The organism is Cupriavidus sp. GW822-FHT02D05, assembly GCF_058802485.1.
In genome coordinates, this window is record NZ_JBXAOE010000014.1 from 1 (window position 1) to 10,998 (window position 10,998).

Genomic DNA, 10,998 nt, shown 5'->3' on the forward strand with positions numbered 1-10,998 from the left:
TATAACTTGTAAGCTAAAAGACCGAAGTCTTCCGCATCCGCTATCAAGCGCCCACACTTATCGGTTGTTTGTTTGTTTGTTAAAGAACTGGCCGCGGTTTGCTTTGCTTACCGCGTCGCTGCGTTTGCTGCAGCAGAGAAACGAGACTATAAAGAACTTTCTACGTTTCGTCAAACACTTTTAATCTTTTGCTGCTTCGGGAAGCTTTGCTATTTCTGCTTTGCCCGCCCTTGCCGCTAACCCCACAACCCTTGCTCCGCCTGCTTTGCAGCGCGTTGTCGTGTTGCGAGGGGGCGAATACTAAAGGGGCCAGACCAGCCTGACAAGCCCTTTCCGGGAAATATTATGAGCGCCTTTTTGGTCACCCTTTGTAGCGCACTTTCGGGAAGAGCCCAAGCAAGCACAAAAAAATGGCCTGGAGCGCTTAACGCTTCAGGCCATTTTTTGTGCTTCTTTTACTGCTCAGAATAAGTGGTGCGGCTGGCAGGATTCGAACCCACGACCCCTTGGTTCGTAGCCAAGTACTCTATCCAACTGAGCTACAGCCGCACGCGAAGACGGCATTCTAGCGCAGTGAGAGAAAAATGCAAGCCCCTTCTTGCCCGCCCTGGCTACCAGCGATAGCGCGCGCCCAGCGTGCCCCCAGGATTGCGCCCGGCTTTCAGCTTGACCCAGAGCTTGACGCCCCCGTTCGTGCTGCCGTGCGCGCCAAGGTTGACGGAAAGCAGCCCACGCAACATGTCGGGATCGATGCGGGTGCCATTGATATTGATCACCTGCTTGCGGTCCTGCCAAAGATCCGCCTCGACGAAGGGGTAGACCCCGCCGACGCCGGTCAGCCGGGTTGGCTGCGTCCGGTAGACCCGCACCACCACCTCCGCGGCGCTTGCGTCCGCCGGCTGTCCGGAGAGAAAACCGGTTGCGTTCTTATCGAGGCCGGGCTGATAGGCGAGTTGCAAGCGCGGCTGTATCGTCAGGCCGCCGCTGCGAGGCAATACGGTATCCAGCGCGAGCGCCATGCTTTGCATCCGGCCGCCAACAAACCCGGTGGCCGAAGTGGCATCGTCCAGCCGCAGGAAGAACTCGGCGTGTCGCGGCCGGCTGACGGGTTCGGCATAAACCGGATCGCGCAAGGCCGCCGAAAGCCCGGGGGCATCGTTGTCCGCGCTGGGCGGAGCCGATGCAGTTGAAGTACTGCCGCCCCAGGAGGACCACTTGCCGATCGACGCGACCAGCGGTGCCTGCACATCGCCACCGCTGGCCGGCGCCACCGGCGACTGGGATTCGCTGGCAAGTCGCGCAACTGAATCGGGTTCGAGCTGATCCCAGCCGAGGCCAGCGTTGCTGCCGGAGGGACGCTCTTCGGCCTGCGCCAGGGAGGCCACCAACATAGCAAGGATCGAGCAGCAACAAAGCCGGCAAGGATGGGGATGGGGATGGGGATGGGGATGGGGATGGGGATGGGCAGCGTATGTGCAAAGCCTGGTCCCTGCGGTGCCTGCACCACCCTGCGTCGCGCTCGCAGATGACACACTCCTGGCCATGACTGCAACCCCTGGCTGAAATGAACCATGTCGACTCTGCTTTTGAGCATAGGTCAAACAAGGCGCAAGCGTTAGGGGCTGGGCGCGCCTTGCGTGCGGCGCCGTACAGGGCTGCCTGGCGAGCGGCCGGCAGGTTCCGCCCGCTCGCCACATCGCTATGCAAACCGGGGGCGCTCCGCTAGGATCGCGGCTGGCCGCCGGGACGCAGGACGAAAGCCCGGCGAGCCTGCCGTAGCAGCACAAGAAGAAGCGAAACAACGGAACAGCGGAAGATCCTGATGACCAACGACCCCATTGACAGGCCTGGCAATCCTGGCGAGCCCGATGCTTCAAAAATGAAACAGAACGGCGCCGCCGGCAAATTGCCGATCGCCCCGGTGCACAACGTCCTGCGCGAGACCCGCGAACTGCTGGGCAGCAGCGGCGAGCTCGAAGCCGGGCGCGGCATGATCACCGCCATCCTTGCGCTGGCCCTGGGCGGGCTGAGCCTGCTGGGCGTGATTGCCTTCCATTTCCCGCAATACTTGACCACGCCCGAGCTACGCCACAAGTATTCGGTCGACGTGTTGCGTCACGTGCTGTTTGCCGCGCTGCTGGTGTCCGGCGGCATGTCGCTGAGCAACCTGGTGCTGGGCCGCAAGCGCAGCCTGAACGCCGCGGCATTCGCACTGGTAGCGCTGGCGGTGGCGCTGGGCGGCTCACGCGTAGCCGTGGGCGACTTCCCGGACCACACGCCGTACATCGGCCTGGACTGGTTCATCCTCGACCTGCTCGGCTCGACGCTGATCTTCGTGGTGATCGAAAAGATGTTCCCGCTCTATCGCGGGCAGGCCGTGTTCCGGCGCGAATGGCAGACCGACCTGGTGCACTTCGCGGTCAACCACTTCATCGTTGGGCTGATCCTGCTGACGGTCAACTTCCTGATCTTCCGCTTGTTTGGCTGGCTGGTGCGCGACAGCGTGCACGCGTTCGTGGGGGGCATTCCCTTCGTGCTGCAACTGCTGCTGTGCATACTCGCGGCCGACCTGGCGCAGTACTGGACCCACCGCGCGTATCACGAGGTGCCCTTCCTGTGGAAATTCCACGCCGTGCACCACAGCACCAAGACCATGGACTGGCTCGCAGGCTCGCGCCAGCACATGCTGGAACTGGTGTTCACGCGCGTGCTGGTGCTGGCGCCGCTCTACGTGCTGGGCTTCAACAAGGGCGTCATCGACGCGTACATCATCATCGTCGGCTTCCAGGCGGTGTTCAACCACGCCAATGTCCACCTGCCGTGGGGCCCGCTGCGCTACCTGGTGGTCACGCCGGATTTCCATCACTGGCACCATGCGTCGGATGATGAGGCGATCGACAAGAACTACTCGGCGCACTATGCCTTTCTCGACTACCTGTTTGGCACCGCGGTGAAATCCGGCAAGCGTTTCCCCGAAAAATACGGCGTAGTCGGCGACTACATGCCGGACGGCTTCGTGCGCCAGCAGCTATTCCCCTTCCGGCCGATGCCACCAGCACGCAAGGACGACGAGGCATAAGACGGTTCGGCATGCTGGCATCGACGTACGCCCACCCGAGATCGAAGCCCCGCAGGTCGGCGATGTTTTATGCCGGCCGCCGTCCCATCGCGGATGGGGGCGAGACCAAGTGGCGTGCGTGGAGTGCGGAGAGTAGGCCGCCATGGGCGGCGGCGCCCTGAAATGTGCCGGATGCCGCCTGGCTAGCAACCGCATGAAAGCGCGGCACAAAAGAAAAAGGCCGCTGCATAAGCAACGGCCTTTTTCATCGAGTCTTGGTGCCCAGAAGAGGACTCGAACCTCCACAGTGTTGCCACCGCTAGGACCTGAACCTAGTGCGTCTACCAATTTCGCCATCTGGGCTTCGTTTTGCTGCTTTGCCGCAGCACCGCGAAGAACGACATTATGCAGAACACGGAATCTGCTGTCAACTCCTGCCCTGAAATTTCTTTGGAGGCCGCGATCAAGGCTGAAAACAGACGTGCCCAGGCCTGCCATCCAGGTGCAAGGTGGCCGTGGCGGGACGCGTGCTCGCCACCACCTTGCCGGCCCGCAACACCAGCAGGCGGGTGGCGCGCAGCCGGATCGCCTCGACCGCATCGCGTGCCTGCAGCAGCACCAGGTCGGCCCGGCAGCCCGGCGTGATGCCATAGCCTTCCAGGCCGAGGATGCGCGCCGGCGTTTCGGTGACGGCAGCAAAGCACGCGCGCATGGCGTCCTGCCCGGTCATCTGGGCCACGTGAAGCCCCATATGCGCCACCTCCAGCATGTCGCCCGAGCCCAGGCTGTACCACGGGTCCATCACGCAATCGTGGCCGAACGCCACCGGCACGCCGGCGGCCAGCAGCTCCGGCACACGGGTCATGCCTCGCCGCTTCGGATAGCTATCGTGCCGGCCCTGCAGTGTGATGTTGATCAGCGGGTTGGCGATGGCCGCCACGCCCGACTCCCAAATCAGCGGGATCAGTTTGGAGACGTAGTAGTTGTCCATCGAATGCATCGAGGTCAGGTGCGAGCCCGTCACCCTGCCCTGCAAGCCAAGGCGCACGGCCTGGCAGGCCAGCGTCTCGATATGACGGGACATCGGATCGTCGCTCTCGTCGCAGTGCATGTCCACCCGCAAGCCCCGCTCGCAGGCCAGCTCGCACAGGATGCGCACGGACTCGGCGCCATCAGCCATGGTTCGCTCGAAATGCGGGATGCCGCCCACCACGTCCACGCCCATGCCGAGCGCCCGCTTGAGATTGTCGAGCGCGCCCGGCGCGCGCAGCACGCCGTCCTGCGGAAAGGCCACCAGTTGCAGGTCAAGGTAAGGCCGGACCTTCTCGCGCACATGCAGCAGCGCCTCGGTGGCAAGCAGGCGCGGGTCGCACACATCGACGTGCGAACGGATCGCCAGCAGGCCCTTGGCCACCGCCCAGTCGCAATAGGCCAGCGCGCGCTCGACGATGGCGTCCTGCGTCAGCAGCGGCTTGAGCTCGCCCCATAGCGCGATGCCTTCGAGCAACGTGCCGGACTGGTTGATGCGCGGCAAGCCGTAGGACAGCGTCGAGTCCATGTGGAAATGCGCATCGACAAATGGCGGCGTCACCAGTTGCCCCGCAGCATCGACCTCGGCAGCGGCAGGCGCCTTGAGCGCCGGTTCCACCGCCTTGATGCGATCGCCCAGGATGCCGATGTCGATGCCGGCGCGGCCATCGGGGAGCGTGCAGTTGCGTAGGATCAGGTCGAGCATGGTGCGGGCCTTGTCATTATGATTGCTTGCCTGGAATCAGCGTTCACCCTTGCGATAGGGCTTCATCAGCGCCTGTGGGTAGGCGGCGCGGCGCGCCACCAGCACCAGCGCGAGGATCGACAGCATATACGGCAACATCAAGTAAAGCTGGTAAGGCAGCGGCGGCAAGCCGGGCAGGCTGGCGCCGCTTTGCTGCAGGCGCAGCTGCAGCGCGTCGAAGGCGGCGAACAGCAAGGCGCCGGCCAGCGCGCGGCCCGGCCGCCACGAAGCAAACACCACCAGCGCCACGCAGATCCAGCCCCGGCCGTTGATCATGTTAAAGAAGAATGCGTTGAACGCGGATAGCGTGAGGAACGCGCCGCCCACGGCCATCAGGGCGGAGCCCGCCATGATCGCACCGATACGCATCGCGCCTACGCGAATCCCCTGCCCCTGCGCCGCGGCGGGATTCTCGCCGACCATGCGTACGGCCAGCCCGAGCGGCGTCCGGTAGAGCAGCCAGGCCACCACCGGCACCAGCCCCAGCGCCAGCAGCGTCAATGCGGTCTCCTCGCCAAACACTGGGCTCAACATACCGCCGATCAGCGGAATGCCGCCGATCCAGTGCATCGGGGCAAAGGGCATGATGGTGGGCGGCGCGGACACCGAGGCAAAGCCGAGCCGGTAGGCATAGTAGGACAGGCTGGTGGCCAGCATGGTCACGCCCAGCCCAGCCACATGCTGGGACAGCGCCAGACTCACGGTCAGCCAGCCATGCAGCAGCCCGAAGGCCAGCCCGACACCGGCTGCCACCGCCACCCCGCCCCATAGCGGCGCACCGTGATAGACGGCCAGCCAGCCACCGAAAGCGCCAGCCACCATGATGCCCTCGATGCCAAGGTTGAGTACGCCGGCACGCTCACACAGCAGCACGCCCAGCGTGCCGAAGATCAGCGGCGTAGCCACGCGCAGTACCGCGATCCAGAAGGGCGCCGAGGCCACGATATCGAGCAGTTCCATCAGGCCACCTTACCCGGGGCATCGAAGCGGATGCGGTAGCGTGTCAGCATGGTCGCCACCAGCATCGCGAGCAGCGCCACCGCCACGATCACGTCGGCAATGCTGTTGGGCACGCCCACCGCGCGGCTCATGCCATCCGCCCCCACCAACACCCCGGCCACGAACACCGACGCCGCCACCACGCCAAGCGGATGCAGCCCCGCCAGCATGGCGATAACCACGCCCGCATAGCCATAGCCGGGAGAAATATCGAGCGTGAGGTAGCTGGTGCGCCCGGCCACCTCCACCACGCCCGCCAGCCCCGCAAGCCCGCCGGACAACAACGCGGCCCACATCGTCACCCTGCGCACCGGCATGCCGGCGAAGGCCGCGGCCCGTGCATTTGCGCCTACCGCCCGCATCTGCAGGCCAAACACCGTGAAGCGGTTGACCGCCCACAGAATCACGGCCAGCGCGCAAGCCAGCAACAAACCGCTGTGCACGCGCGAGCGTTCCACCAGCTTGGCCAGCTCAAGCTCCGGCACCAGCGCCACCGATTGCGGCCAGCCCATCGCGGTGGCGTCTTTCATCGGGCCATCGAGCATCATCGAGACAAACAGCAGCACGATGAAATTGGCCAGCAGGGTCGTGACCACCTCATCCACACCGAGCCGGGTCTTGAGCCACGCGGCCCCAAGCAACAACATGGCGCCGGCCAGCATGCCCGCCACCACCATCAGGACAAAGAGCAAGCCCATGGGCAGTTGCTGCGCCCAGGGCGCAACCGCGCCATCGACCTGACCGCCAACCGCCACGGCGGCCAGCGCACCGAGATAGAGTTGCCCTTCCGCACCGATATTGAACAGCCGCGCACGAAAGGCCACCGCCACCGACAAACCGGTCAGGATCAGCGGCGTGGCGCGCGTGAGCGTTTCCGACCACGCAAAACGCGAGCCGAAGCCGCCTTCCAGCAGCAGCGCATAGGCACGTCCCACCGGTGCGCCGGCCCAGCGCACCAGCAAGGCGCAGATCAGCAGCGTGGCAAGGATGGCGACGATGGGCGCCGCCAGCATGGCCACGCGCGAAACGCCGGTTCGGGCCTCAAGCCGCATGGAGCACCTCCTCTTTGCCCGCTTGCGCGTGCTGGCCACCGCCCGAGCCGGCCATGGCCAGGCCGAGCTCGCCCAGCGTCCACGCCGCCGTAGGCCGGGCTTCGGTCAGGTGTCCGGCATGCATCACAGCGATGCGATCGGCCAGCGCGTGCAGCTCATCCAGGTCCTCCGAGATCAGCAGTACGGCAGCGCCTTCGCGCGCAGCCTCGAGCAGGCGGGCGCGCACATAGGCCACCGCGCCGATATCGAGTCCCCAGGTTGGCTGGCTGGCCACCACCAGCCTTGGCGCGCTGCCTTCGCCGCGCACCGAGAGCGCCCGGCCCAGGATCAGCTTTTGCATATTGCCGCCCGACATGGTTCGCGCCGGCACATCGATGCCGGCGGTGCGCACATCGAAACGCGCGACCAGGTCCCGCGCGAAGCGCTGCGCGGCGGCGCGCCGGATGACACCCCAGCGCGAAAAGCGCGGCTCGCTGAGTTGTTCACTAACGGCGTTCTCCCACACGGCAAGATCGCCCACCACGCCGATCGCATGGCGATCCTCCGGCACGCGTGCCACGCCAGCCCCAATCCATGCGCGGGGCTTTGCGGGCATCGGCTTGCCTGCCAAGGTGACACGCCCCTCACTAGCCTCCAGCGTACCGCTGGCCAGCTCCGCCAATGCGGCCTGTCCGTTGCCTGAGACACCGGCAATGCCGACGATCTCGCCGGCACGCACCTGCAGGCTGACCTCGCGCAGCAGCGCGCGCCCGTTGGCAGCGCGCGCGCCTACGTGCTCCAGCGCGAACACGGGTGGCGCCGCGTTGCCATTGGCGCCATCCTCGACACTCGGCCGCGCCGCGCGTTCCGGCATCGCTACCACGCGGCCGACCATCAACTCCACCAGTTCAGCCTTGGTGGTCTGCGCCGCTGCGCACTGCGCGACCAGCTTGCCGCCGCGCAGTACCGCGATGCGGTCGGAAACACGCAGCACCTCGTCAAGCTTGTGGCTGATAAAAATCACTGACAATCCTTCGGCGATCAGTTGCGCCAGCGTGGAGAACAGCGTCTCGGCCTCGTGCGGCGTCAAGACGGCAGTCGGCTCATCGAGAATCAGCACGCGGGCGCCGCGATACAGCGCCTTCACGATCTCCACGCGCTGGCGCTCTCCCACCGACAGCTCACCGACCGTTGCCTGGGGGCGCACCGCCAGGCCGAAGCGCGCAGCCAGGGCCATCACCTTGTCGCGCGCGGCGCGCCGCTCCAGGCGCCATTGCCACAGCGGCTGGGTGCCGAGCATGATGTTGTCCAGCACCGAGAGATTGTCGGCTAGCGTGAAATGCTGGTGCACCATGCCGATGCCGGCTGCCAGCGCCGCGCGCGGCTGGCCGGGCGGCAACGGCTGGCCGTCCACCTCCACCGTGCCGGCGTCGGCCACGTAGTGCCCGAACAGTATGCTGACCAGCGTGCTCTTGCCGGCGCCGTTCTCGCCCAGCAAGGCCAGCACCTCCCCGCGCTGCAACTCCAGCGAGATATCGTCGTTGGCCACAAGCGGGCCGAATCGCTTGGTAATGCCGGCAAGGCGCAGGATAGGGGTGAGCATGGATGGCTGATGATGGCGTTTAAAAGCGTCGACGGTTTGCTCCCCTAGCCCAAACGCGGGCGGGGGGAGCAAACGCAGCCGGGCACTTCAAGTGGCTCTGGCCACCTCACTGCGACGACTTCGGCTCCGTTTCCACCACCTTGACCGCGAACTTGCCATCGAGGATCGCCCTCTCTTTCGCCTTGACCTTGGTCATCACATCACCGGGCACCTTGCCGTCGAACGTGCCCAGCGGCGCCAGTTCCGCGCCCTTGAACTTCATCAGCGAATAAGGGCCGTAGTCCTCGCTCTTGAACTGGCCGGCCTTGACCTTGCCGAGTGCGGCGCCCACGGTGGGCTCCATGTTCCACAGCGCCGAGGCCACCACGGTAGCGGGATACTGCGGCTGCGTGTTGATGACATTGCCGATCGCCAGCTTGCCCTTTTCCTTCGCGGCGTCGGATACGCCAAAGCGTTCGGCGTAGAGCACGTCGGCGCCCTTGTCGATCATGGCGAAGGCCGCTTCCTTGGCCTTGGGCGGATCGAACCACGAGCCGATGAAGCTGACCGTGAACTTCACCTTGGGATTGACCTCGCGCGCGCCTTCCATGAAGGCGTGCATCAGCCGATTGACCTCGGGGATGGCGTAGCCACCCACCATGCCGATATGGTTGGTCTTGGTCATGCCGCCGGCGATCATGCCACTGAGGTAGGACGGCTCCTGGATGTAGTTGTCGAACACCGAGAAGTTAGGCGCCTGCGGCTTGCCGGAAGAGCCCATCAGGAACGCAGTCTTGGGATAGTCCTTGGCCACCTTGCGCGCGGCCGCCTCGACGGCGAACGATTCGCCCAGGATCAGCGACGAGCCCTGCTCCGCGTACTGGCGCAGCACGCGCTCATAATCGGCGTTGGACACGCTTTCCGAGAACACATAGTCGATCTCGCCGCGCGCCTTGGCCTCGTTGAGCGCCTTGTGAATGCGCGACACCCATTGCTGCTCGACGGGCACGGTGTATACCGCCGCCACCTTCAGCTTGGCCTGCGCCTGCGCCGGCACGACGCCACCGAGTGCGGCCACGCTGGCGGCAGCCGCCGCGAATTTCAACCAGGACCTGCGCTTACCCTCAAAACTCATGGCTCTCTCCCCTTGTTGACGATAACTCCACGGCCAGGCCAGCCGGTTCCAGCCCGCAACCGCGCAGCAAAAGCCGCACCAGGTGGTCGGTGGCCTGTTCATAATCGCGCTGGCCCAGGTGGCTCACCCCAAGCACGGCGCAAACTTGCGACTCAAAATCGGCATAGGTCTGGGTGGCGGCCCAGATTGTGAAAAACAGGTGCTGCGGATCGACGCTGGCCATCTCGCCGCGCGCGATCCATTCCCGGATCACGCCGGCCTTGCGCGCCACCAGCGCGCGCAGCGCACCGCTGAGCACGTCGCGGATCTCCGGCGCACCGTGCAGCAATTCGTTGGCAAACACGCGCGAGGCATCCGGATGGCTGGCAGACAGCCGCATCTTGGCGCGGATGTACTGCTCCAGTGCCACCTGGGGCCGCTGCTCCGCGCCGATGATGTCGGTCTCGGACAGCCACAGCGCGAGCGTATGCGCCAGCACGGCCCGATATAGCGCCTGCTTGGTGCGGAAGTAGTAATGCAGGTTGGACTTCGGCACGCCGGCGCGCGTGGCGATCTCGTTCATGGTCGCGCCGGCAAACCCGGCCCGGGCGAACACGTATTCGGCCGCGCGCAAGATCAGCGCCTCGTTCTCCTGGCGGATGCGCCCCCCCGCCACTTCCCGCGGCGGCGGAAAGCATGGCGGTGGCGCCGTAGCCGGCGCTCCCATTACTTGGTGCCGTAGAGGCGGTCGCCGGCGTCGCCCAGGCCCGGCACGATGTAGCCGTGCTCGTTGAGTTCCTCGTCAATGGCCGCGGTGACGATGGCAACGTCGGGGTGCGCCGCTCGCAAGGCCTTCAAACCCTGCCGCGAAGCGATCAGGCACACGTACTTGAGCGTGCTCACGCCGGCTTCCTTCAAGCGGTTGAGCGCGGCGATGGCGGAGTTGCCGGTAGCCAGCATCGGGTCGACCACGATCACCAGCCGCTCATGGATGTCTTCCGGCATCTTGAAGTAGTACTCGATCGGCTCCAGCGTTTCCGGGTCGCGGTACAGGCCGATATGCCCGACCCGCGCGGCCGGCAGCAAGTCCAGCATGCCATCCAGGAAACCATTGCCGGCCCGCAGGATCGACACCAGGCACAGCTTCTTGCCCGAGAGCACCGGCGACTGCATGGGCGCGATCGGCGTCTTGATGGCGATGGTCTCCATCGCCAGGTCGCGGGTCGCCTCGTAGGTCAGCAGCTGGCTGATCTCGCGCACCAGCCGGCGGAAATTGTCGGTGGTGGTGTCTTCGCTGCGGACCAGCGTGACCTTGTGCTGCACGAGCGGATGATCCACTACCATCACGGACGCAGTGGCGGGCGGTACGGCGGAGAGGTCGGTCATGATGCGCTCCTGGAGGGCGATAGCGGATAGCACTTGCTGGTTGCTCATGCTGTC

9 protein-coding genes and 2 tRNA genes are annotated in these 10,998 nt (G+C 65.3%); 1 reads left to right on the forward strand and 10 read right to left on the reverse strand.

From position 1 onward, the window contains the following. Window positions 1–472: 472 nt before the first annotated feature. Window positions 473–549: transfer RNA gene (locus tag AC1RQK_RS19265), tRNA-Arg, on the reverse strand. Window positions 550–611: 62 nt separating this feature from the next. Beyond that, window positions 612–1,391 (reverse strand): hypothetical protein, encoded by a 780-nt coding sequence (locus tag AC1RQK_RS19270; protein ID WP_492810550.1) that lies wholly within the window; start codon window positions 1,389–1,391, stop codon window positions 612–614. Window positions 1,392–1,990: 599 nt separating this feature from the next. Between AC1RQK_RS19270 and AC1RQK_RS19275 the strand changes: the two genes are divergently transcribed. After that, entirely contained in the window at window positions 1,991–3,079 is a 1,089-nt protein-coding gene (locus AC1RQK_RS19275) for a sterol desaturase family protein (protein ID WP_492374716.1), read from the forward strand. A gap of 255 nt (window positions 3,080–3,334) precedes the next feature. On the opposite strand, the gene AC1RQK_RS19280 is transcribed toward AC1RQK_RS19275, so the two are convergent. The 8 genes from AC1RQK_RS19280 to upp all read right to left on the reverse strand — a co-directional run bounded on the left by AC1RQK_RS19280 (window position 3,335) and on the right by upp (window position 10,944). Further along, a tRNA-Leu gene (locus AC1RQK_RS19280) sits at window positions 3,335–3,421 on the reverse strand. A 100-nt stretch (window positions 3,422–3,521) separates the two neighbouring features. Further along, entirely contained in the window at window positions 3,522–4,793 is a 1,272-nt protein-coding gene (locus tag AC1RQK_RS19285) for an amidohydrolase family protein (protein ID WP_492810552.1), read from the reverse strand. A gap of 36 nt (window positions 4,794–4,829) precedes the next feature. Beyond that, window positions 4,830–5,795: an ABC transporter permease gene (locus tag AC1RQK_RS19290; RefSeq protein WP_492374715.1), complete on the reverse strand. Its 966-nt coding sequence runs from the start codon at window positions 5,793–5,795 to the stop codon at window positions 4,830–4,832. Then, the gene (locus tag AC1RQK_RS19295) at window positions 5,792–6,883 is read right to left on the reverse strand and encodes an ABC transporter permease (protein ID WP_492810554.1); all 1,092 of its coding nucleotides are present in this window, start codon (window positions 6,881–6,883) and stop codon (window positions 5,792–5,794) included. Before AC1RQK_RS19295 ends, AC1RQK_RS19290 begins: the two co-directional genes overlap by 4 nt. Continuing rightward, on the reverse strand, window positions 6,873–8,465 hold the full coding sequence (locus AC1RQK_RS19300) for an ABC transporter ATP-binding protein (RefSeq protein ID WP_492810556.1): 1,593 nt from the start codon (window positions 8,463–8,465) through the stop codon (window positions 6,873–6,875). The genes AC1RQK_RS19295 and AC1RQK_RS19300 overlap by 11 nt, the downstream gene beginning before the upstream one ends. 106 nt (window positions 8,466–8,571) lie before the next feature. Continuing rightward, window positions 8,572–9,579, reverse strand: a complete 1,008-nt coding sequence (locus tag AC1RQK_RS19305; protein ID WP_492810558.1) for a BMP family protein — start codon at window positions 9,577–9,579, stop codon at window positions 8,572–8,574. Further along, window positions 9,569–10,285 carry a TetR/AcrR family transcriptional regulator gene (locus tag AC1RQK_RS19310; protein ID WP_043355603.1) on the reverse strand — a complete coding sequence of 239 codons (717 nt, stop codon included), beginning with the start codon at window positions 10,283–10,285 and terminating at the stop codon, window positions 9,569–9,571. Before AC1RQK_RS19310 ends, AC1RQK_RS19305 begins: the two co-directional genes overlap by 11 nt. After that, entirely contained in the window at window positions 10,285–10,944 is a 660-nt protein-coding gene (gene upp, locus AC1RQK_RS19315) for a uracil phosphoribosyltransferase (protein ID WP_174427839.1), read from the reverse strand. Before upp ends, AC1RQK_RS19310 begins: the two co-directional genes overlap by 1 nt. Between the last annotated feature and the right edge of the window lie 54 nt (window positions 10,945–10,998).